We start from the raw sequence: 21,035 nt of genomic DNA, 5'->3' as shown, positions 1-21,035 counted from the left end.
ATACGAGAGAATTTAAACAGCCTCACACCAAATAAAACGACATGGGAATCCTCTCACGCGCATCGTATGTCGTCCGTTCGAAACTGAACTCGCTGCTCAATCGCGCCGAGGATCCAACGGAAACGCTCGAATACTCATATGAGCAGATGCGCGACGAACTGCAGGAAGTCAAACAGGGGATCGCCGATCTGACAACACAAAAAAAGCGCCTTGAAATGCAGAAACGACGGCTTGAAGAAAACGTTGAAAAGCACAATGAACAGGCGCGAGAAGCTGTTCGTCAAGATCGTGAAGACCTGGCTCGACAGGCCCTCGAGAAGAAACAGGCAAAAATGTCACAAATCGAGGATCTTGAAGCGCAAGTCTCCGAACTCCAATCGACACAGGATGATCTTGTTGAGCAGAAAAATGAGCTACAAAACCGTATCGAGGAGTTCCGCACGAAGAAAGAGACAATGAAAGCGCGGTATGAAGCCGCTGAAGCATCATCGCGCGTCTCAGAGGCAATGACAGGTGTGGGCGACGAAATGAACGACGTCAGTCGGGCAATCGATCGTGCAGAACAAGAGACTGACGAAATGGAAGCTAGATCAGAAGCAATGGATGAACTTGCTGATACTGGTGCATTTGATGAAGCCATTTCTGATAAAGATAAAATTGACCGCGAACTGTCTTCGGGGCGGACTGACGCTGCTGTTGACAGCGAACTGGCAACATTAAAATCAGATGTTGATGGAGGGACTGAAGAGACGAGTAGCACCACCGCTGAAAGTGAAGGCGAGAATAAAACTAATTCCGAATCAGAAACATCTGTTTCCGACCCAGCTGTTGAGACAGAGTTAGAAGAATTGCGTGATGACGAAAATAACTGATTCTGAATTCAACGCTCCAATCGATAATGGCAGGATATGTGTCGTATGAGGCGACCATCCTGGCGCTTTCATCTGACTCCATGGTGTGCTCACGCGACAGTTTTATACTCCAATTGTTATGATAGATAAAGAACGCTAGACGGTATCCGCCGCTGTTATCGACATAATCGAATCAACATAGCGTCGGATGCAGTATGCTGCTGGATATGGAAAAACAGATGACAGATACTATTGACGCAGTTGAGAGGGCGCTTACATCGGAGCAGAAAGAGACGTTCGATGCGCGGGTTGCTCGCGAAGCCGCGAGAATTAAACATGACATCCGCAATGGACAGTTCGATTCAGACCATGTTGCAGTTGGACTCGAATTAGAGGCATATATTGTTGATTCAAAGACACAACTTGCCCCCGCGCCAGAAACAGTATTTGAACTTAATGGGTGTAGTCCTGAATTAGGCGTCCATAATGTTGAATTTCACACGACACCGGATGCCATTGGGGCTGAATCGGATAATGGAGGAAGTGGATTTCGTCGCCAGGCAAGTGAATTACATCATATCCGTGACTCAATCCGTTCTCACATTGACGATGTCGACCGCACACTCGTGTATGATTCATTATGGACTATCCCACCTGAAACGGGGACTGATGCATACCTTCGAGCGGGCACGACAGAACACGGTATATTCTTCGCAGAGAATGTCCGCCCTATTCCTCGATATATTGCATTGAATGAGGTGATTCGTGAGCGAAGTGGTGGGACAGTCGAACTTGGTCTCCCAGGGCTTGACACTGCTCCCTCAATGTTAGTCGAGTCACTCGCCACGTCAATTCAGCCACATCTTCAAATACCAGATCCACGCGATGCCGCGGCGTATCTGAATGCTGCAACTCGAACAATGGGACCACTTCTCTCACTCACAGCAAACTCACCATTTCTCCCGGCTGACTGTTATGCAGGTGTCAGTGCTGAGGTTGCGGCTGACCGACTCGCGCGAACGCCGCATGAACTCCGTATCCCGATTTTCGAACGTGCAGTCGATACAGGTGCTGAAAAATGCCGGGTCCCAGCGGATGCAGACGACATTTTCGACGTAATCGATCGAATTGTGACGGATCCAACGCTTGTTGCCTCATCAACGCTTGAAACACCCATTCCAGCGTCCGACGCTGATCCATGTGATCTGTCCGTTTTTCCGACAAAGCGTGGCACTTACTGGCGATGGGTCCGCCCGGTCTTTTGTGGACAGACACCTCGAGGTGGGGCAGAAACAACCGCTGTGCCGACAGATCACACTGGTCACACAAACCATGCATCAGTGCGTATTGAGTATCGCCCACTTCCGACTCAACCAACAATCCGTGATACGATTGGAGTACAAGCACTCGTTACTGGTGTACTGCATGGGGCTGTTACTACCAATCACCCACTTGAGACGCTCACATGGGATGATGCTGAGGAATCATTTTATGCTGCTGTTGCGGATGGTCCGACGGCGACACTCGCCTGGGTTGATGATAGTGGAACACATCAAATAGATCAAGACGCAATTTATGCCGATTTGTTTTCACTCGCACGTCGCGGACTCTCCGCACTCGATGTTTCTGATGAGACAATCGAGTGGGCACTGACACCAATTGAATCCCGTCGGGATGGACCATATCAGACCCCAAGTGAATGGAAACGCGACCGCGTCGAACAAGCAGTGTCCGCTGGAACCCCGCTTCCTGCTGCGATTACACAGATGCAGACAGCATATGTTGAGTACGCCCAAGAAGGCATTCCATTCGCCGAATGGTCATAACAAATCCCAGACTCAGAATCAATAATCAAATACGCTCCCATGTGACATGGAATTTTTATTATCCCTCAGATCTCACTGATTCATGAATCACACCGTCCACCTCACTTTACCGGAGTTATTTCTTGAGAAAGTGAAACATGTGTGACTGACGTGGAATCGAGGAACATAGATTCTCCGTTTAATTTCGGATAAATTCATACAGAATATATATATATTATAGAGTTGAGACTCGAATCGTCCAAAATTCATCGACTGCATCTTCAAGTGCTGATTTTGGCTCACCTGTTGCATCAACTGTTTCTCGCCGACCTGCGAGATCACTGAATGCACCTAACACTGTTTTTTCTCCAAGGACCACTACTTCACTTGTCTGTATCTGACTATTTTCTGTAAGATGTGTCTCGATTGCCTCATGCGCGTGTTCAAGATGATCCTCAATCTGTTGATCACGACGACGTTCAAACCGTGCTTGTGAGAATCCACCTTTCGAGTGTGCGTCCATTACATCGGTGGTAACATCTGTTACGTGTGTGAGTGTTGACCCATCATAGACACCAAGTGCAAAAATATCAGACCGAACGACTGCGACAGTTACCGGTTCTGCTGGGGCAACCCATTGTGGCTCGATACGAAATGTTGTCCCCCATTCAACAAATGGAGTCGGCGGAGCTGTCAACTCAATCGCAACGGCAATCATTCCAGCATCATCAATACAGACAAGACATGGTGCAAGGCGCTGCACGAGTGCACTCCGTTCGTCAAGCAATCTCCGTATCTCATCAGGCACTGTTTCAGTGACCATTGCAGTCAATGCACCTTCCGGACCGGTCTCAACAGAGCGGATTCGATCAAGTATGTTTTTTCGACGCGCACCCCGGATGTCCTGAGTCGTGCGAACTGAGAGTTCATTTCGCTCCGTCTGTGACTCTGAGAGTCGTTCAACACGCTCTTCGAGCCCTTCAATTCGATCCTGAAGTTGATTAACCTCCCGCTCGGCCTCTTGACGCTCGCGAACGGCGTCTGTCCGACGCTCTTCCTCCGCTGCGAGCTGACGCTCAAGGTGATGTTTTTCCTCTTTAAGATCTGCGATCTGAGCCTTTAATTCGGCACGGCCGAGCAGTTCATCGAGCATACACCAACTGAGTATGATAGGAGATTGTTTGAGTGTATGGATTTATTTCTCATCACTCAAGATTCACTCCGTGCGCCTGCTCATGCTTGCTTCATAGAGAAGGGATTGAAAATCAAATTGCAACTGAGAACAAGTCTTAGCTATTCTAACTTCCCCCTCCCGAGGAGCATCAAGACAACTACATAAAAAGACAGGATTGTGTTTATATATTGAATATATAGTTATTCTTATGTAACGGCAGCATCATCGCCGAATCGATAGCCAGCGTACTGTAATAACTCTCTAGCTCGGTCAGATTTGGCTACTAACACATTACGCTCAGCGGGAAGATCGCCATCATTGATCGACTGCGGGACTGAAAGTGTCCCAGTAGGAACGGATGTATCACCGAGCACAGGAAGGTGTCCAGTGTCAATTTTCATAACAAGCGGAGCATCAACACGGATGACACCGTCATCTCCGTATAATTGTGCGTTCATTCGCTCATGATCATCTTGCTGGATAGCAGGAAGATCTCTGTTCGTCGGTTCAACATAAAGTTTCCCGAGATAATAACTGCCGGAGAATGATTCAAACATCTGTGCGAGAGTTTCTCACACATGAATGATAATAACTCTTTTTCCTAGCAGGCTATCTTGGCTGAGATTACGGAATCCCGAGGAGAAAGTCCTGTGCGTTAGCGCAGGGATGAACCCGATACTCATCCGCCGTCCGCCGCGGATAGGGAAGTTGGCTTCATGGGGCATTGGACCGTCCAACGCTGCGCCCCGAAAGAACCCTCGCGCTTCAGCGCGGGGAGGATGTCAATCCGTTTCGTTTGTCGCTGCTGTCATTGACCATACAGCGATGAGACCGAGTGCAGCAGCTGGTACAAGCGGAAGGATAAGCAATGAGACGAGATATGGAATCCCGACTGCTGCAAGAATGCTCGGCTGGATGTAGATGATTCCTGGGATGATAATAAGACAGAGCAAGAGACTCCCGACGAGAGTCCACCCATGAATTCCAAATCCAACATCAGATTGTGCTTGTTCTTCCGTATCAGTATTCACTATCCGGGATTACAACCACCTTCCCAAAGCCCTCACGATTCTCTAGCAATTCATGCGCATGAGCAATATCGCTCATAGGCAATGTCTCACGAATATGCGGTTTAAGTGTTCCATCCCAGACCAGATCTAATACTTCCTCAGCTTGCCCGGGTGTTGCCATCGTTGATCCGATAATCTGGAGTTGATTCCAGAAAATCCGATTCAGATTGGCATCAGGATTTGGACCTGTCGTCGCTCCACATGTAATTAATCGCCCACCCTTTCGAAGACTTTTCAATGATCCTTCATACGTTGCTTCACCAACATGATCAATAACGATGTCAACACCACGACCATCCGTTATTTGATATATTTCGTCAGCAAATGATGTATTCTCATAATTAATCAAATGCTCAGCGCCGTAGTCAGCAGCATGCTCAAGTTTTCGCTCCGTTGATGCTGTTGCTGATACCGTTGCACCGGCATGACTGGCAATTTGCACGGCTGCATGTCCAACGCCACCGGAAGCGCCATGAATAAGCACATGTTCACCAGTTCGAAGTTCTGCACGATCGATGAGCATCCGCCAGGCTGTTTGAAACACCAATGAAGTTGAGCCGGCAATCTCCCATGGTACATGATCAGGAACAGGAACAAGATTTGCAGCGGGCACTGCGGTATATTCTGAGTGGACTCCCCGGACGTGTTCACCGATAAGATGATAATCTGCGGCAAGTGTTGGATCTCCTTTTCGGGTGAATTCATCGGTATCACCCGCCACACCAGCAATGAGCGCTACGTGATCACCAGGGTCAAATCGCGTGACGTCTGCACCAGTTTCGCTGACAACTCCTGCCATATCACTCCCAGGTATATGTGGCATCTCGACATCGATTCCTGGTAGCCCACGTCGTGTCCATACATCAAGATGATTAACCGATGCGGCTTTTACATCAACGAGCACTTCATCCCGTTCGATGGTTGGATTCGGAAATTCACCATACTCAATGACATCACGATCACCATGTGCAGCGAATTGAACGGCTTCCATATTACCTGATATAAACTGCCTGCACAAAACATTCTCTATTAATTATCATGAAGTAAAGAATATCATTATCAATGATACAATCCGACAGTATCATACCTTTTGTAATTATATGAATCCGTAATGCTCGACTCCGACCATTCACTGGACACTATTGTCGGTAAACGGCAATCGTTTCTCGAGTCATTAGAAAAAAATTCAAAAGACAAGTGTGAACTTGAGACGGATCTTGATATATCTCGATCGACTGTCGATCGTGGGATTCGTGAACTTTCGAACGCTGGACTCGTTACTTCGACAAATAGTGACTATCAATTGACGCTTGCTGGTCGGACGGCGCTCACAGCAGCACAACAGTACCACAGACGGTTGCAAGAGATTGATTCTGGCCGTGACCTCCTTTCAACGCTTCCAAGTGGTATCGACATTGCTGATGTTTTTCTCGATGGCGCTTCGTATGCCCAAGCATCCCCTGAGATTCCAGATCGGATAATCAGATATCTTTTTGACAGTATCGAATCCGCAGATGTGTTTCGAGGCGTTTCACCTGTTGCGCTTGCAGGATATCTAGATGAATTTTACGCTGTGACAACCGCGAATGGAACAATCGTGAAGCATGTTGTCGATGAAGATGTTGTTGAGACACTACTCGCAGCGCCTGAACTCCGCTCAGGATTTATTAAACAGGCACAACATGACCATGTAAGCCTGCTGAGCGGAGATATTTCATTTAATTATGGGCTCTGGATTGTTGATGATATTGAGGCGGGAATTGTGTTCTATACCGACACCGGTGTTCGTGGCATTATTATCAATGATAGCGATGCTGCAATACAGTGGGCACACAACCAGTGGGAATCGGTAATGGCTGATGCAACGTCAATTCACCAATCCACCCCTCAGGTGGCTAACTCAGAGATCAGTGGCGACTCTCGAATGGAGAATACTGTTAGTTCAACCGAGGATATCGATGTTGACTCGAATCTTGAGACCAACAGCAACACCGAAACCACTGATGAAATCGGTGCACAGACAGAACAGACTGCTGAATCTGATTCCGCATCTCCACATGAAGATCAAACTACACAAGCCGATACGGAGACATCGGAGTTTCAAGATAACTCAGGATCGTAAGTGCTGTTTATGAACTGCACATTCAATCCGCTCACACCATTGCGTATTCGTGAAGTGTTTATTCGCAGAAATAAATGAGCAGTTATGTATCGAGATACCATACCAAGAGCCACTTTCCAGTCACACATACGCACAGACGGTTCCGGAATGGATGCGAATTCTGATACGGATCATACTCACACCGAAGGACACACAGAAAACACGAATCATGGTCATCATCACGGTGCCGATGGGGATGATGATCATGACCACAATCACACCCACCATGCACACGATGTTGGAACACTTGGTGTTGCAATCTTCACCGTCTCATCATCTCGTTCCCTCACCGATGATGCCGCGGGTGATGCTATTGTAGCAGCATTTGAGTCTGCAGGTCACACAATCATCACTCGTGAAATTGTCGATGATGATGTTCACCGGATTCAATCAGTCGTTGAGACAGCCGTTTCGGACGCAGACACTGATATCGTCGTGACGACAGGCGGAACTGGAATTACCCCAGATGATGTTACAATTGAGGCTGTTAGCGATCAATATGATAAATCACTTCCTGGGTTTGGCGAATTATTCCGTCGCAGATCTGAAGCTGAAATTGGGACTCGTGTTCTTGGGACACGGGCAACAGCAGGAATCATCGATACTGTTCCGGTTTTTTGTCTCCCTGGAAGTGAAAATGCCGCAACATTGGGCAGTACCGAACTCATCGTGCCTGAGGCACCACATCTCGCAGGGCTTGCAACGCGCGATGAGACGTGAGTCTCAGCTAGTGTATTAATTATCCCGCCGTATCATGCGTGTGCTTTTAATGCGTTTACAGAGTAGCTTGTATCATGAGCAAGCAGACACACCGTGAGGACGGGGCAGACACCGATTCTCCGTTCTCAACGGAGAAGGACCCGGACCTTCCAAGTACGGATGTGACAGAAGGTGCAGATCGAGCCCCGCACCGAGCAATGTTTCGTGCGATGGGCTTTGATGATACAGATTTATCCTCGCCGATGGTTGGCATTGCCAATCCAGCGGCTGATATCACTCCCTGTAATGTCCATCTTGATGATGTTGCTGATGCAGCGATTGAGGGTGTTGAAGATGCTGGTGGTATGCCAATTGAATTTGGGACAATCACGATTTCTGATGCCATTTCAATGGGAACTGAGGGAATGAAAGCGTCCCTCATCTCGCGTGAGGTAATTGCTGATTCTGTTGAGCTTGTTGCCTTTGGTGAACGAATGGATGCCCTCGTGACAGTCGCCGGTTGTGATAAAAATCTCCCAGGGATGATGATTGCTTCAATTCGAACTGACCTTCCGTCGGTATTCCTGTATGGTGGCTCAATCATGCCTGGTGAGCACGATGGTCGTGATGTGACCATTCAAAATGTGTTTGAAGGCGTTGGAACATACGCTGAGGGTGATATGAGCGCAGACGAACTTGATGAACTTGAGCGGCATGCATGCCCTGGTGCTGGGTCATGTGGCGGCATGTTTACCGCAAACACAATGGCATCAATTTCAGAGGCGCTTGGGATGGCACCGCTTGGCTCTGCTGGTGCACCAGCGGAATCAACAGAACGATATGATATTGCTCGCCGTGCTGGTGAAGCCGTTCTTGATGCTGTGGCAAATGACCGTCGTCCATCGGACATTCTATCGAAAAAGTCCTTTGAGAATGCAATTGCACTGCAGGTCGCAATTGGCGGATCAACGAATGCTGTTCTTCATCTGCTTGCACTTGCGGCCGAAGCAGGCGTTGATCTCACGATTGCGGAATTCGATGCAATCTCACGTCGTACTCCAAAGATCGCTGATCTCCAACCCGGCGGAACAAAAACAATGAACGATCTGCATGAGATTGGTGGGGTTCCAATTGTCATTCGACGACTTCTTGATGCTGGTCTCTTCCACGGTGATGCACTGACTGTTACCGGGCGGACAATCGCTGAGGAACTTGCGGAACTTGATCTACCAGCCGATAGTGAAATTGAGAATGAAAATAACAATGACTATGACTTTCTTTATTCTGTTGATGATCCATATCAGACAGAGGGTGCAATTAAGATTCTCACCGGGAATCTTGCCCCAGAGGGTGGTGTGCTGAAAGTCACCGGTGATGATGCATTCCATCATAGTGGACCCGCACGCATCTTTGAAACTGAAGAGGACGCAATGCAGTATGTCCAAACCGGACATATTGAATCTGGAGACGTCATTGTTATTCGTAATGAAGGACCACAGGGAGGTCCGGGAATGCGTGAGATGCTCGGTGTAACGGCTGCTGTTGTCGGGCAGGGACATGAAGATGATGTTGCACTTTTGACTGACGGTCGATTCTCCGGTGCGACTCGTGGTCCGATGGTTGGTCACGTTGCACCTGAAGCAGTTGTTGGTGGTCCAATTGCGCTGCTTGAGGATGGCGATGAGATTACAGTTGATATTCCAGAACGAGAACTAAGTGTTGCACTTTCAGATGCAGAGCTTGCTGAGCGTCGTGAGGCGTGGGATGGCGCTGACCGTCGATATGATACGGGTGTGCTTGCAAAATACGGCAGTGAATTCGGATCGGCAGCAAATGGCGCGGTGACGAACCCTGGAGCAAAAACTGACACGCAGTCACTGGAATAGTCGATACTCGACGCTACGCTTCACGACTTGTGTTCTTCTCTTGTTCATATAATGACCTCTTCTCACGGCTGAAGCTATGGGCTTTTGCCTTGCTTCGCTGTAATTATAATTGATTGACATAAGTATCGTTATATCGTTATATCGTTAGAAGAGACAGAAACAGAGATGATTGAGGACAACATATATGACAAATATTAGTGTTCGTCGTCTCACGGGGACAATAGGGTAAAAAACGTATCACTGGGCGTCTGGATTGCCCATTGATGAGAGCTTGAGCTTATTTTAATCTTAATCCTGTTTCATCGGCTCAGAATGCTTGACATCCTCGTCCAAACTCCGACGCTAACTCGAAGTGCTTGGATGCATCAGGTGAATAAAATAGCCGTGGTTTGAGTATCTATGCTGCGTTCTTGACCGCCCCGACAAGTTCGTCATAATCTGGTTCCGTTGTTGGGTCGTCGGCTTCCCATGTGTATGAAACGGTGCCATCCTCATCAAGAATAAACACCGCACGATTTGAAACACCGAGAAGTCCAAGATCACCCAGATCAATCTCGGTATCATAAGCGTCGATTGCCTCTCGACCCATATCGCTCACGAGGTCAAATGAAAGGTCATGCTCTTCGCGGAATGCATTCAGCGAGAATGCTGAATCTGCGCTAATGCCGTATACCGTTGCACCGGCTTCTTCGAATTCACTGAGATGCTCCTCAAGAGCGACCATTTCATTTGAGCACGGCGGGGTGAATGCACCCGGGAAAAACGCAAGAACGACTGGTCCGTCGCCAAGTGCGTCATCAAGCGCAAACGATTCGACATCGCCGTTTGCAATAGTCGCCTCAAAACTCGGGGCAGTCTCGTCTGGTGATGGTTCAGCAGCCATTGGTATTATGCTCCAATATTCTATTTGATACCAGTAATTGAAAGCGTGGCGATACAGGCACGCATCGTTGGTATATTCGATTAATTTATCAAAATAATCATTCACGTCTGAGACAATAGCGAACGCTGATCCGTGTCACTCGACTGTTCAGTATCAACTCATTGCTCGAAACTATGCTATTCTTCACTTCGGTCAATCTGTGTTTGATAATGATAATGATACGACTTGTTGTCGCTCAGCCCCACAAGTTGAACAAATGTGTTTAAATCGTATCTCAGCATCCATGTGCATGACTTGCCAGCTCTTTTCAATATATTTATTCTCACACCATGGACAGGTATCTTCGAGTTGATCATATCGTGATCTGAGCGTCTCGATTGGCGACTGACTCGTGAGCGACATCATGTTTTATACTGTGGTTTATATGAATGAATAATCATGCAAATTTCTCTGGGTGTATATATGTCAAACTCAGCGCAAGATACACACCAGTCGTGTCGATGTCGATGTAAAACCGATCATGGTCATAACTGAATGATGAAGAGAATATATTCGATAATTAGTGAGTCCAAGTTGTCGGATTGCGGAAACCCTTTGTTCTTCACCCGAGCACTCGTGAGCATGTACGTAGGTGGTTTCGTGTGACGATGGAGGATCGACTTGAGAAACTCCGGAAACGGCGTGAGCGCGCGCTCAAGGGTGGTGGACAGGACCGAATTGATGCACAACATCAAAAAGGAAAGATGACCGCTCGTGAGCGAATTAATTATTTTTTCGACGAGGGAACATTTAATGAGATTGATCAATTTCGAACTCATCGAAGTCATAAATTCGGCATGGAAGAAAAACAGCCCCCTGGCGATGGAGTTGTCACGGGGTATGGTGATGTCGATGGTCGAAAAACATTCGTCTTTGCGCATGATTTCACTGTTTTTGGTGGGTCACTTGGTGAGGTATTCGCTGAAAAAGTCTCAAAAGTGATGGATAAAGCCGTTGAGGTTGGTGCCCCAATCGTTGGGCTCAATGATTCTGCCGGCGCACGAATTCAAGAGGGTGTGCAATCACTCGGTGGCTTCGGTGAGATCTTCCGACAGAATACCGAGGCATCTGGCGTTGTTCCACAGATCTCAGCCATCATGGGTCCCTGTGCTGGTGGTGCTGTGTATTCGCCAGCAATTACTGATTTCACATTTATGATTGAGGACACAAGTCATATGTTCATCACTGGTCCAGATGTCATCGAAACTGTCACCGGCGAGGAGGTGACATTTGAAGAACTTGGTGGAGCTATTACGCATGCATCGACGTCTGGTGTTGCTCATTTCGCGTGTGAATCTGAGGAAGCTGCACTTGATGATATCCGCCGATTACTCTCATATATTCCATCGAATAATGTTGAGAATCCTCCTCGAGTCGAACCCTGGGATGACCCCGATCGCAGTGATGAATCATTAAATAATGTTGTCCCAGATGAACCACGGAAGCCATATGATATCCATGACGTTATTAATGGGATTATTGACGAGGGGTCATTTTTTGAGGTTCATGAGGACTTCGCACAGAATGTTGTCATCGGATTTTCTCGACTTGATGGACATGCGATTGGGGTTGTTGCAAATCAACCACGTGTAAACGCCGGAACACTCAATATTGAGGCATCTGAGAAAGCAGCACGATTTGTGCGCTTCTGTGATGCATTTAATATCCCAATATTGACATTCGTCGATGTGCCCGGATTCTTACCCGGTACTGATCAAGAGCATAATGGAATCATCCGTCATGGAGCGAAGCTACTGTATGCATACTCAGAAGCAACTGTTCCGCTTGCAACCGTGATTACGCGGAAAGCATACGGCGGCGCGTATGACGTGATGGCGTCAAAACACCTTGGCGCCGATGTTAATTATGCATGGCCAACCGCTGAAATCGCCGTGATGGGACCACAGGGGGCAGTCAATATCCTCTATGACGATGAACTCGAAGCCGCAGATGACCCAGAAGCTCGCCGTGATGAATTAATCGAAGAATATCGTGAAGAATTCGCAAATCCATACACTGCCGCTGATCGTGGATTTATTGATAGTGTTCTCAAACCGACTGAGACGCGACGACGATTAATCGATGATATGGATATGCTACGATCAAAACGTAGCTCACTCCCTGAGAAAAAACATGGAAATCTCCCAATTTAATACTCATGTCTGCACCGTCAACTACGGATATTGAATATACTGTCTCGATCCCCGATGACGCGACAGCAGATGAAGCTGCTGCGATTGTTGCTGCGATAACCGCACATATTAATGATCGCGAACGAGCTGCGGCGATTGCCCTTGCAACTGCGGCTGAGAAGTCTGAGGACGATGAGACACGGGATGGAGACCGATGGGCATTCGCTGGTCGGATTAACTCATTATCAGGACGCCGTCTTCAGCGTGTCAGTGATAGACTTCCTCGCGATGATTGGAGTGCGGCTGGACGGATAGGCCGATGAAAATCACAAATTGATATCTCGGTCAGTTTCAGCCGTTCACTGCCGATTCCGTATGCAAGCCTGTTGTTGCCAACACTCAATAGCTAGATGAAAGCAACATCCCATGGCTTCCATGTGATCTTAGGACGATTCGCGTGAAATGGCTTGGATGAATGCACAAAGCCATGATCATGAGCTAACGGTCAATAAATCAGGTTCCTATCGATCACGACTTCCACCTTACTACCGCAGGAGAGTCCTCAATACGACTGCTTCTGATCGCTATTGCTATTGCTATTGCTACTATTATTATCCGTAGTATGTTAATAATTCACGCGGATGCCGATGGTGGCGTGTTACTTCCTTTCTTACGCGTGATATATCCCGCAATTCGGTTTCGGACACCTTTTGATTCGACATTCGTTAGCGTCTCAACGCTTTCTTTATTCGTCTCAAAATCCGTGTTGAAGGCTTGTGGATACTCCTCAAGAAGGAGGGTTCCAAGCTGTTTGACATACTTTGGTTTAATCGCCATGGATAAATTTCTCCCACAAACCACTAAAACGATTCGTTCCTATCCACTCACTAATCAAAGACAGGAATTGTCCCCGGTTCATCGAGTTGCGAGCGCCATTCTGTCGCAGCATCTAATTGTGCGAATGCTGCTCGTTCTCGTGGACCACCACACCGGTCGACTGTCTCTGCAAAATATCGGAGACGATCAAGTAACGTATCGGTATCGTAGCTTGGCACAGTTAATCGAGAGGCAGCAACAGTTGCATCGATGACCGCTGCGAACCCTCTGTTGATTGTTGGGACTGTGCGATCAATCACGCCTGTTTCAATGGGTTGTATTGCCCAGCGCTCCCATTGCGTGCCACCGCGTTTGCCTTGCTCAAGATGCTCGACGGTCACCTCTGCCCATGCGTGTGCAGTATCAAGTACTGGTTCATCTACTTCATAGATTGTTGTTGCTGCTGCAACAAACGCTCGTGGGTCTGAGACAAACTGAACCACACCACCTCCTTCTCGGTGGAAATTACGACGTGTACGTGTATTTCCCCACGTTGTTGCTGTGATAATACTTTTATCGCCAGTCTCAGATTCTGCTGCTGATTCCACGGCGGCTGATCCTGACTCATACGACCCGGCGGTGTTTCGTTCTGACTCTTTATTCTGCTTATCAGACCCATCCTTAGATTTATGAGTAGAGTTCGAATCCGGGTCAGGTGCGTGCAACCCTAATGCAGCAGCGTTCCAGCGGTCATTTGGACCATATGTCGTCACAATTGATTCTGTCACACCACGAAGACCGACCGGCCATACTGTCGACATCTCTGTCATATCGTTACCCCGTTTTCCTGTTCGAGCGTGACGAATGTGGCAGCTACAAGTAAATCCGCCGTTGTTCCCGGGTTAATCCCAGCCTCGACAAAGGACTCATCCAGCTTCGCAATCGCCTCCGGATTGCCACGAGCTGCTTGCGCCCGCTGCTTTACCTCAGCTGCAACATCACTGCCATGCTCTGTTCGCACCAACGTATCTTCATCTTGTGCAAGCCGGGTAACAAACGCACGTGAAATCCGGTTCGGAAGCGGTCCACTGTCTGCAGCAATTGCTGTTGCTGTTTCGAATGTTCGCTCAAACCCGGTTGTCCACTCAGTGGCATTACCATCGTCTATACTCGCACTCATCACATCATACAGCGTCATGTCACGATCACGAAGTGTTGGAATAGCATCAGTCCCACGGCGAACATCAAGTGCAGCCATCCCTTCAGGTGGGTCCTCAACCGCTACATCAACATACTCGAATCCCCGATAGAAATCAGCCGCATCAGCAACTGTCGTTGATTCAACAACAGAACGAACGCCTGCGGATGTGAATGCCGTGTCCTCAACTCCGGCTGCCCGGACAAGCGGTATTAGAAGTAATAAACAGCCAAACTGTGTATTCCCACCAGCCTGATTGCTCATCCCGGCGACTGCCCGCTCAAATGCAGTTCCAACAGCCGACCCTTCGGCTGCTTGACGCAGTCCCTCACCGGCGCCGATTGCTCCGGCAAAGAAGTGCTCCATCCGTAACTCCGAAAGATCGTGATCGCGGTCAACATTTCCTGGCTTCGGAGCCGACCCAACATCGAGTAATAATGCAAGTTGCGCATTCGCTGCGGAATCCCGCTCAATTGTCTGACTCATATTTCACCTTCTGTCGAATTACCGGTGTTAGTATGCTTGAGTGCTTCACGTGACTCCGTCATTGCTGTATGTGAGAACGTTGCATATCAGTATTTGATGTTTCAAATATATCCTCTGCAGCACAGCGGACTTGCCGGCGAACATGTCGATTGGTGCTTGGACGACCGATACTGACTGCATCTGCACCGTATCCATAGTACTCGCGAACGCTTTCATGCCCACGAACTCCGTTATTCGCGATAATGAACAATTCAGGAGCAGCCGTTGCAATCTGTTTGATTGACACCTCCGTATCCATTGCATCGACATGGATAATCTCTCCACCAGCGTCGGCAATCGTCCGTGCTATTGCTGTGAGATCAACACCATCGATTCCAGAACGAACTTTCACACTGACCATTGCGCCACCAGCGCGACCTGCTTTGATAAGTTCACGAAGCTGACTCTCATTATCCTGAAGCAACGTCTCACCAGCGCCGACCGTGCACATCTCATCTTGTCGGCAATGAGCATTGATCTCCAGAATCGCATTGTATTTCGCACAGTGTCTTCCAACTACTCGCACCGGTTCCGGTGTCGTACTTCGGACGTTGACGCCAGGTGTTATTGCGACATCTGCGAGTGCATCAAGTTCGGTCGTAATAAATGCAATTGGATCTGATGGAAGGAATTCACACCGCCCTCTATCAACAAGCTGACGTGCTGCATCTCGTGTGACTGTATCCAGTGAGATACCGCCAATAAAGGCTGCACCAGCATCGGATGCTCCATTTTCTGCCCATGTTGCGTCCGCCTCACCGCTAAGACTTGCAAGTGCAACTCGTGGTGTGAACATTATGATATTTTCTTGAATGCTGTTTGAACAGCCTGTAGGACACGTTTAGCGTCAGTATCAGTATCTAGCTCTATATCGGTTCTGACAACTGGTCGGTCAAGCGTCGTCTGGTCGGCTGTATCAAGAATAAATGCATCAGCGAATGGATATGCCTCAGCAACACCTGCTGTTGAGGGTTCGAATCCAACCGCTTTCATCAGTGATGCTGCTGGTCCTGAAAACACCCTATCATTGATGAATGGAGAGATAGCAACAACCGAAGTGTCCTCCAGTGCACTTTCGAATTTATCCATTGCAATCATCGGACCAATGCTTGTGACTGGATTTGATGGTCCAATCACAACCGGCTCAGTGAGTGCAGTTTTCACCGATTGTGTCGGTGTTGCTGCATCCACACCACGAAACTCAACGTCTAGGACGGGCGGTTCTGCCCGATTATGTACCCAATATTCCTGAAAATGCATTATCTCAGCCGCTGTCTCAGCGGTTTCACTTTCATTCTCCGTCGTTTGCTTTTCGGTCGTTTCAGATTCCGCGCCAACTTCTGTATGTATTAATGTCGACACGGGATCATCACTCATCGGTATCAGATTGATATCAACTTCGAACGCATCTGCAAGTATCTCGATGACTTCGGTGAGGCGCTTTCCTTCATCAAGTAATGATGTTCGGAGAAGATGGACAGCCCGGTCACGGTCACCAATCTCCATAAATTCAGCTACGCCTGAGAATCGCCGCCAGCGTGAAATCTCTCGACCACTTGTCTGTTCATCTGCGCTTAGATATCGGGGGTCATCAGCAAGTCCTGCCTTATTCGCGAGCTTAGCGATTTCTGTATGTGTCTCGGTGGTATCGTCTTCAATTCCCCACCATCTATCGGTATTGAGAACCCCGCCTTCAGAGAATAATACCGTATCGACATCTGGACACACAAGATGACCTGCAAGTTCGACATCATCACCGGTGTTCGCGATGACTGTCGTCGCTGCGGGATCAAAAACGGCTGGTGCTCCCTGCAAGAGCTTCGGTGTGCCGGTCCCGCCAGCGAGGAAAGTAACCATATTGATACTATGAGTAGCAGTGGTTTCAATATTCTCTCAACGGCTATCGTATCCTATGCTCAGCCGTTTTTATACCTACCACAGATATGTGATATTCTCTTTGTTCGCTGCTCAAACCTTAGCATGTCGTCATGGAGGCATTATATGTGTCGTATGATAACTAATTTGATGATGTTACTCAAGTGAATACAGCCACATGAATATAATCACAGTTACTCTCTCAGTACGCATATGACAACAATCAAAGACAGCGTGCATGATCATATTGAGATACAGGGTGTCGCAGCAGCACTGCTTGATACACCCCCGATTCAACGGCTTCGTCGAGTGACACAACTCGGAACTGTTCATCTTGTCTATCCAGCCGCTAATCATACTCGATTTGAGCACTCTCTTGGGGTATATCATCTCATGAACCGTGCGCTCTCACATCTCGATCTCGACGGACCCCGAGCTGAACGCCTTCGTGCCGCAGCATTACTTCATGATGTTGGACATAGTCCATACAGTCATAATCTCGAACCTGTCATACACCGCTACACAGGCAAGTATCATGATGATGTCACTAACCTCTTAGTTGACAGTGCTGTTGGTGACACACTCTCTGATCGTGGGTACGACCCAGAACGGATTGCAGCACTTATTCGCGGAGATGGCAAATATGGTCAACTCATTTCTGGTGAGTTAGATGTTGATCGAATGGACTATTTAGTTCGAGATGCGCATCACACCGGTGTTCCATATGGCACCATCGATCACGAGCGGCTTATCCGTGCACTGACATTCGTTGATGATGAGTTAGTGCTTGCTGCAGGAAATGTTCAGACTGCTGAATCACTACTTCTTGCTCGTGCGCTCATGAATCCAACAGTCTACCGCCACCACGTAGCACGTATTTCAAAAACAATGCTTCGCCGGGCAGCTGAACAGTTAATCACTACCGATACAACAGCAATCACAGCTTCGCAGTTACGCCGAATGGATGATCACGACCTCCATGTTGCACTCCGTTCAACAAAAGCAACAACTCATATTGCTTCACGGCTTGATACTCGTGATCTGTATAAGCGTGCTGTCTGGGCTGAACTCGATACGGTCCCTGAGTCGATTATTAACGCAGATCATGATACAATCCGGTCTTTTGAGCGGACGGTCGCCGACCGTGTAGGACTTGACTCAGAGGAAGTGATTATTGATATTCCTGGACACCCATCAATGACAGAGTCCTCCTCGCGGGTAGTTGTCAGTGGTGAGGTGCGACGACTCGCTGATCAATCACCGCTTGTCTCAGCGCTTCGTACAGCACAAAAACAACAATGGCGACTTGGAGTATACGTCCCTGCGACAGCAACAGATCGTGCCGGGATCGACGCTGTTGAGACAATGGGGCTCGACATTTCAGGAGCACCCGTCTCCGATATCCAACACAAGACAGTCACAGCAACTCTCGATGAATTCAGCGACTGATATCTTTATTTTAGCCTGCACTCAATGCCAGTGAATCGTTTGAGCCTTATTTATTTGACTCACAGACTCAATATAAAGAAGTGATTTGATTCAAGCTACCGAAGGGAACTTCTTTGGGATTCAATCGTTATTGCGTTCACAATCTGTGATTATATGATCTCTATTGCTCTGAGACGCATGCCAAGTTGCCTCAGAGACAATCCTATATTTCAAATTATCCCACTGTCGTATTTTGATTAAGTCTTCAGATCGAGGTATTCAAACCGCCAGCAAAATAATCCGCAATAGATAGTCGATGTTCGTCGAGGGAACGTTGCTTTATGGGCGGCGGTTCGATCCTGTTGAGGGTCGGATTATCATTGAAAATGGAGAGATAGTGACAATTGAGGAAGTAGCAGTGGACTCGACGGATATCGTTCTTCCGGCGTTTATTAACGCACACACACATCTCGGGGATTCAATTGCAAAAGAAGCCGGTGCAGGATTATCGCTCGATGCACTTGTTGCTCCACCGGATGGGCTTAAACATCGACTTCTTGATTCAGCAACTCAAGATGAAATTGTTGCTGCGATGCGGCGGTCACTCCGATTGATGACAGCATCCGGAACAGCCGCATGCATTGAGTTTCGCGAAGGTGGTGTCGACGGTGTCGAAGCTATCCGAAAAGCAGGTTCGGATCTCCCAATCGAGACAGTTGTATTAGGTCGTGAGTCAGAAGCGGCAATGCATACCGCCGACGGATTTGGTGCATCAGGCGCTCGCGATGGTGAATTCGAACAGATCCGTTCAGCTACCCTTGATGCGAATAAATTGTTTGGAATTCATGCTGGTGAGCGCGATGCAGATGATATCACACCTGCATTCAATCTTGACCCAGACTTCCTCGTTCATATGGTCTATCCCAATACAGATCATCTCACTCGACTTGCTACTGAGCAGATTCCAACTGTCGTGTGTCCGCGGTCAAACCTCGTGACTGGTGTTGGTGTGCCTCCAATTAGTGATCTTGCCGAGCGGACAACACTCGCGCTTGGGACTGATAATGCAATGTTGAACGCTCCCTCAATGTTTCGCGAAATGGCGTATACTGCGAAACTTGCAGATGTCTCTGCGCGGACAATCCTAGAAATGGCGACAATCAACGGTGCTGAGATTGCCAATCTCGATTACGGACTCATCGAACCAGGTCGTGAGGCAAAGCTGCTCGTCTTAGATGGAGATTCAGACAATCTTGCAGGTGCACAAGATATTGTCCGTGCTGTAGTCCGTCGGGCTGACCGTGCGGACGTCAGCGAGGTCATTACCTAATTTATGATGATATTATGACATTAAGACTGAAGCTACGACTAAGATGAGCGTCAAGCGAATCTAGAAAATAGCGTTAATCCAATTCTCTCAATATGACAGGAATCACAGGCGCGCGGACGATCGCTCATATATGAGAATAATCGATGATGCGAGGGGAGGGATTTGAACCCACGGACTCCTACGAGAGCGGATCTTGAGTCCGCCGCCTTTTCCAGACTCGGCCACCCTCGCTCTACATACACAGAAATGTCCTCACATTTGTTTAACCCTCCGATTATTTTTGGCGACACTCCGATATCCTATCGTATACTGTGAACCCACCCCGGGGTCAAGCCCTGAGGCAGTCGCCTCGAACCGCCTGTACATTCTATCCGGAGACTGAGCAGCTACCACATCGGTCCTCGCAGTGCGAGTTGATGAGACCAGTCGACGCCTGCGAAGTATTATATCATCTCCAGTTGACATCAGCGATATGACGCTGACACGTCGACAGGCGCTTCTTGCCACTGGGACTACTCTGACAGCTCTGTTGAGTGGATGTGGGGCAACACAACAGGAGTTTACATTCAGTGCGACACCTGGACGTATCACTCAACAAGGATTGAGCGATGCCGGATATAATCCAGATCAGCAAGAGGAGATCATTCAACAACGAACTGTCGAAGCGGCTGGGCAAGAACGCGACGTCACGGTAACAAATCATCTCCGGACATATACGCGGTCGATTTCACAACGTGGTGTCTCACGCGAGCTTATTGCCGCAGTATTTACCTCACCGTCAATTTCGATTGTTGGACAGCAGTTCAATCCACTCGCTGATCTTGAACTTAGCGGATTACTTGAGCGTACGCAAGGTCGATTCAGCGATTATGGCGCTCCACAACTGCAAGAACTAACTCGACGTGGTGAATTCTCGATTCAGTCACTCTCGACGGAGGCGACCGTTGGCGTGTTCTCAGCAGTTACTGCGGGGACGCCGGCAATCGATATTGAGGTGCTAATCAGTCGCTTCGAACACGATGGTGATTATATTATTCTTCGTGGTGGTTATCCGCAGTCAGTCACTGAGACCGAACGACAACGTGTCCGAACGCTTTTTGAGAATATTGCTCATAACTCCTCAGAGTAACTGTTGAATTGGGAGCATATACACCTATGTCGTA

20 protein-coding genes and 1 tRNA gene are annotated in these 21,035 nt (G+C 48.2%); 10 read left to right on the top strand and 11 right to left on the bottom strand.

Annotated elements, in window-relative coordinates:
- Positions 1 to 41: 41 nt before the first annotated feature.
- Positions 42 to 872, top strand: a complete 831-nt coding sequence (locus HQRW_RS11365; RefSeq protein WP_011572238.1) for a PspA/IM30 family protein — start codon at positions 42 to 44, stop codon at positions 870 to 872.
- 194 nt (positions 873 to 1,066) lie between these two features.
- Positions 1,067 to 2,677: a hypothetical protein gene (locus HQRW_RS11360; RefSeq protein ID WP_049892063.1), complete on the top strand. Its 1,611-nt coding sequence runs from the start codon at positions 1,067 to 1,069 to the stop codon at positions 2,675 to 2,677.
- 214 nt (positions 2,678 to 2,891) lie between these two features.
- Here the strand turns inward: HQRW_RS11360 and HQRW_RS11355 are convergent, their stop codons facing one another.
- From HQRW_RS11355 to HQRW_RS11340, 4 genes are all read right to left on the bottom strand, one after another.
- Positions 2,892 to 3,809 (bottom strand): Vms1/Ankzf1 family peptidyl-tRNA hydrolase, encoded by a 918-nt coding sequence (locus tag HQRW_RS11355; protein WP_014556704.1) that lies wholly within the window; start codon positions 3,807 to 3,809, stop codon positions 2,892 to 2,894.
- A 227-nt stretch (positions 3,810 to 4,036) separates the two neighbouring features.
- Complete coding sequence (locus HQRW_RS11350; protein ID WP_011572235.1) at positions 4,037 to 4,387, bottom strand: DUF5802 family protein; 351 nt, start codon at positions 4,385 to 4,387, stop codon at positions 4,037 to 4,039.
- 225 nt (positions 4,388 to 4,612) lie between these two features.
- Positions 4,613 to 4,861 carry a hypothetical protein gene (locus HQRW_RS11345; RefSeq protein ID WP_014556703.1) on the bottom strand — a complete coding sequence of 83 codons (249 nt, stop codon included), beginning with the start codon at positions 4,859 to 4,861 and terminating at the stop codon, positions 4,613 to 4,615.
- Positions 4,851 to 5,891, bottom strand: a complete 1,041-nt coding sequence (locus tag HQRW_RS11340) for a zinc-binding dehydrogenase (protein WP_014556702.1) — start codon at positions 5,889 to 5,891, stop codon at positions 4,851 to 4,853. Before HQRW_RS11340 ends, HQRW_RS11345 begins: the two co-directional genes overlap by 11 nt.
- A 120-nt stretch (positions 5,892 to 6,011) precedes the next feature.
- Between HQRW_RS11340 and HQRW_RS11335 the strand changes: the two genes are divergently transcribed.
- The 3 genes from HQRW_RS11335 (at position 6,012) to ilvD (ending at position 9,646) form a co-directional block, all read left to right on the top strand.
- Positions 6,012 to 7,022: a helix-turn-helix transcriptional regulator gene (locus HQRW_RS11335; RefSeq protein WP_014556701.1), complete on the top strand. Its 1,011-nt coding sequence runs from the start codon at positions 6,012 to 6,014 to the stop codon at positions 7,020 to 7,022.
- Between the two features lie 147 nt (positions 7,023 to 7,169).
- On the top strand, positions 7,170 to 7,781 hold the full coding sequence (locus tag HQRW_RS11330) for a MogA/MoaB family molybdenum cofactor biosynthesis protein (RefSeq protein WP_014556700.1): 612 nt from the start codon (positions 7,170 to 7,172) through the stop codon (positions 7,779 to 7,781).
- A 74-nt stretch (positions 7,782 to 7,855) separates the two neighbouring features.
- Positions 7,856 to 9,646, top strand: coding sequence for a dihydroxy-acid dehydratase (gene ilvD / locus HQRW_RS11325; protein ID WP_014556699.1), 1,791 nt, complete (start codon positions 7,856 to 7,858; stop codon positions 9,644 to 9,646).
- Between the two features lie 397 nt (positions 9,647 to 10,043).
- Here the strand turns inward: ilvD and HQRW_RS11320 are convergent, their stop codons facing one another.
- A complete protein-coding gene (locus tag HQRW_RS11320; protein WP_014556698.1) occupies positions 10,044 to 10,529 on the bottom strand; it encodes a redoxin domain-containing protein in 486 nt (161 codons plus the stop codon).
- A gap of 647 nt (positions 10,530 to 11,176) precedes the next feature.
- On the opposite strand from HQRW_RS11320, the gene HQRW_RS11310 reads away from it, so the two are divergent.
- Positions 11,177 to 12,721, top strand: coding sequence for a carboxyl transferase domain-containing protein (locus tag HQRW_RS11310; RefSeq protein WP_049892058.1), 1,545 nt, complete (start codon positions 11,177 to 11,179; stop codon positions 12,719 to 12,721).
- Between the two features lie 5 nt (positions 12,722 to 12,726).
- Positions 12,727 to 13,023, top strand: coding sequence for a hypothetical protein (locus tag HQRW_RS11305; RefSeq protein WP_014556695.1), 297 nt, complete (start codon positions 12,727 to 12,729; stop codon positions 13,021 to 13,023).
- Between the two features lie 310 nt (positions 13,024 to 13,333).
- Here the strand turns inward: HQRW_RS11305 and HQRW_RS11300 are convergent, their stop codons facing one another.
- From HQRW_RS11300 to cofD, 5 genes are read right to left on the bottom strand one after another with little or no spacing between them, the layout of a single operon-like run.
- Positions 13,334 to 13,537 carry a 30S ribosomal protein S17e gene (locus tag HQRW_RS11300; protein ID WP_011572225.1) on the bottom strand — a complete coding sequence of 68 codons (204 nt, stop codon included), beginning with the start codon at positions 13,535 to 13,537 and terminating at the stop codon, positions 13,334 to 13,336.
- A gap of 50 nt (positions 13,538 to 13,587) precedes the next feature.
- Positions 13,588 to 14,346 carry a DUF447 domain-containing protein gene (locus tag HQRW_RS11295; protein ID WP_014556694.1) on the bottom strand — a complete coding sequence of 253 codons (759 nt, stop codon included), beginning with the start codon at positions 14,344 to 14,346 and terminating at the stop codon, positions 13,588 to 13,590.
- On the bottom strand, positions 14,343 to 15,200 hold the full coding sequence (locus HQRW_RS11290) for a triphosphoribosyl-dephospho-CoA synthase (protein ID WP_014556693.1): 858 nt from the start codon (positions 15,198 to 15,200) through the stop codon (positions 14,343 to 14,345). Before HQRW_RS11290 ends, HQRW_RS11295 begins: the two co-directional genes overlap by 4 nt.
- Positions 15,201 to 15,258: 58 nt before the next feature.
- On the bottom strand, positions 15,259 to 16,035 hold the full coding sequence (locus tag HQRW_RS11285) for a tRNA-dihydrouridine synthase (RefSeq protein WP_014556692.1): 777 nt from the start codon (positions 16,033 to 16,035) through the stop codon (positions 15,259 to 15,261).
- The gene (gene cofD, locus HQRW_RS11280; RefSeq protein WP_014556691.1) at positions 16,035 to 17,096 is read right to left on the bottom strand and encodes a 2-phospho-L-lactate transferase; all 1,062 of its coding nucleotides are present in this window, start codon (positions 17,094 to 17,096) and stop codon (positions 16,035 to 16,037) included. Before cofD ends, HQRW_RS11285 begins: the two co-directional genes overlap by 1 nt.
- A 231-nt stretch (positions 17,097 to 17,327) precedes the next feature.
- Here cofD and HQRW_RS11275 point away from each other — a divergent pair, with 231 nt between their 5' ends.
- Entirely contained in the window at positions 17,328 to 18,563 is a 1,236-nt protein-coding gene (locus HQRW_RS11275) for an HD domain-containing protein (RefSeq protein WP_014556690.1), read from the top strand.
- Positions 18,564 to 18,858: 295 nt separating this feature from the next.
- On the top strand, positions 18,859 to 19,872 hold the full coding sequence (locus HQRW_RS11270) for an amidohydrolase family protein (protein ID WP_014556689.1): 1,014 nt from the start codon (positions 18,859 to 18,861) through the stop codon (positions 19,870 to 19,872).
- A gap of 147 nt (positions 19,873 to 20,019) precedes the next feature.
- Here HQRW_RS11270 and HQRW_RS11265 read toward each other — a convergent pair.
- Positions 20,020 to 20,103, bottom strand: a tRNA-Leu gene (locus tag HQRW_RS11265).
- Positions 20,104 to 20,344: 241 nt separating this feature from the next.
- Here HQRW_RS11265 and HQRW_RS11260 point away from each other — a divergent pair.
- Entirely contained in the window at positions 20,345 to 21,001 is a 657-nt protein-coding gene (locus HQRW_RS11260; RefSeq protein WP_014556688.1) for a DUF6517 family protein, read from the top strand.
- Positions 21,002 to 21,035 lie beyond the last annotated feature (34 nt).

Source organism: Haloquadratum walsbyi C23, from assembly GCF_000237865.1.
GTDB classification, from domain to species: domain Archaea; phylum Halobacteriota; class Halobacteria; order Halobacteriales; family Haloferacaceae; genus Haloquadratum; species Haloquadratum walsbyi.
This window is presented reverse-complemented; position numbering and strand designations above follow the sequence as displayed.

What these genes read in the sequence shown, in the direction of transcription:
- HQRW_RS11275 (WP_014556690.1), top strand. Translation starts at nt 17,328, where the DNA reads ATGACAACAATCAAAGACAGCGTGCATGATCATATTGAGATACAGGGT.
- HQRW_RS11350 (WP_011572235.1), bottom strand. Translation starts at nt 4,387, where the DNA reads ATGTTTGAATCATTCTCCGGCAGTTATTATCTCGGGAAACTTTATGTT.
- HQRW_RS11355 (WP_014556704.1), bottom strand. Translation starts at nt 3,809, where the DNA reads ATGCTCGATGAACTGCTCGGCCGTGCCGAATTAAAGGCTCAGATCGCA.
- HQRW_RS11270 (WP_014556689.1), top strand. Translation starts at nt 18,859, where the DNA reads ATGTTCGTCGAGGGAACGTTGCTTTATGGGCGGCGGTTCGATCCTGTT.
- HQRW_RS11335 (WP_014556701.1), top strand. Translation starts at nt 6,012, where the DNA reads ATGCTCGACTCCGACCATTCACTGGACACTATTGTCGGTAAACGGCAA.
- HQRW_RS11305 (WP_014556695.1), top strand. Translation starts at nt 12,727, where the DNA reads ATGTCTGCACCGTCAACTACGGATATTGAATATACTGTCTCGATCCCC.
- HQRW_RS11300 (WP_011572225.1), bottom strand. Translation starts at nt 13,537, where the DNA reads ATGGCGATTAAACCAAAGTATGTCAAACAGCTTGGAACCCTCCTTCTT.
- HQRW_RS11320 (WP_014556698.1), bottom strand. Translation starts at nt 10,529, where the DNA reads ATGGCTGCTGAACCATCACCAGACGAGACTGCCCCGAGTTTTGAGGCG.
- HQRW_RS11310 (WP_049892058.1), top strand. Translation starts at nt 11,177, where the DNA reads ATGGAGGATCGACTTGAGAAACTCCGGAAACGGCGTGAGCGCGCGCTC.
- HQRW_RS11340 (WP_014556702.1), bottom strand. Translation starts at nt 5,891, where the DNA reads ATGGAAGCCGTTCAATTCGCTGCACATGGTGATCGTGATGTCATTGAG.
- ilvD (WP_014556699.1), top strand. Translation starts at nt 7,856, where the DNA reads ATGAGCAAGCAGACACACCGTGAGGACGGGGCAGACACCGATTCTCCG.
- HQRW_RS11360 (WP_049892063.1), top strand. Translation starts at nt 1,067, where the DNA reads ATGCTGCTGGATATGGAAAAACAGATGACAGATACTATTGACGCAGTT.
- HQRW_RS11285 (WP_014556692.1), bottom strand. Translation starts at nt 16,035, where the DNA reads ATGTTCACACCACGAGTTGCACTTGCAAGTCTTAGCGGTGAGGCGGAC.
- HQRW_RS11330 (WP_014556700.1), top strand. Translation starts at nt 7,170, where the DNA reads ATGGATGCGAATTCTGATACGGATCATACTCACACCGAAGGACACACA.
- HQRW_RS11290 (WP_014556693.1), bottom strand. Translation starts at nt 15,200, where the DNA reads ATGAGTCAGACAATTGAGCGGGATTCCGCAGCGAATGCGCAACTTGCA.
- cofD (WP_014556691.1), bottom strand. Translation starts at nt 17,096, where the DNA reads ATGGTTACTTTCCTCGCTGGCGGGACCGGCACACCGAAGCTCTTGCAG.
- HQRW_RS11365 (WP_011572238.1), top strand. Translation starts at nt 42, where the DNA reads ATGGGAATCCTCTCACGCGCATCGTATGTCGTCCGTTCGAAACTGAAC.
- HQRW_RS11295 (WP_014556694.1), bottom strand. Translation starts at nt 14,346, where the DNA reads ATGACAGAGATGTCGACAGTATGGCCGGTCGGTCTTCGTGGTGTGACA.
- HQRW_RS11260 (WP_014556688.1), top strand. Translation starts at nt 20,345, where the DNA reads ATGACGCTGACACGTCGACAGGCGCTTCTTGCCACTGGGACTACTCTG.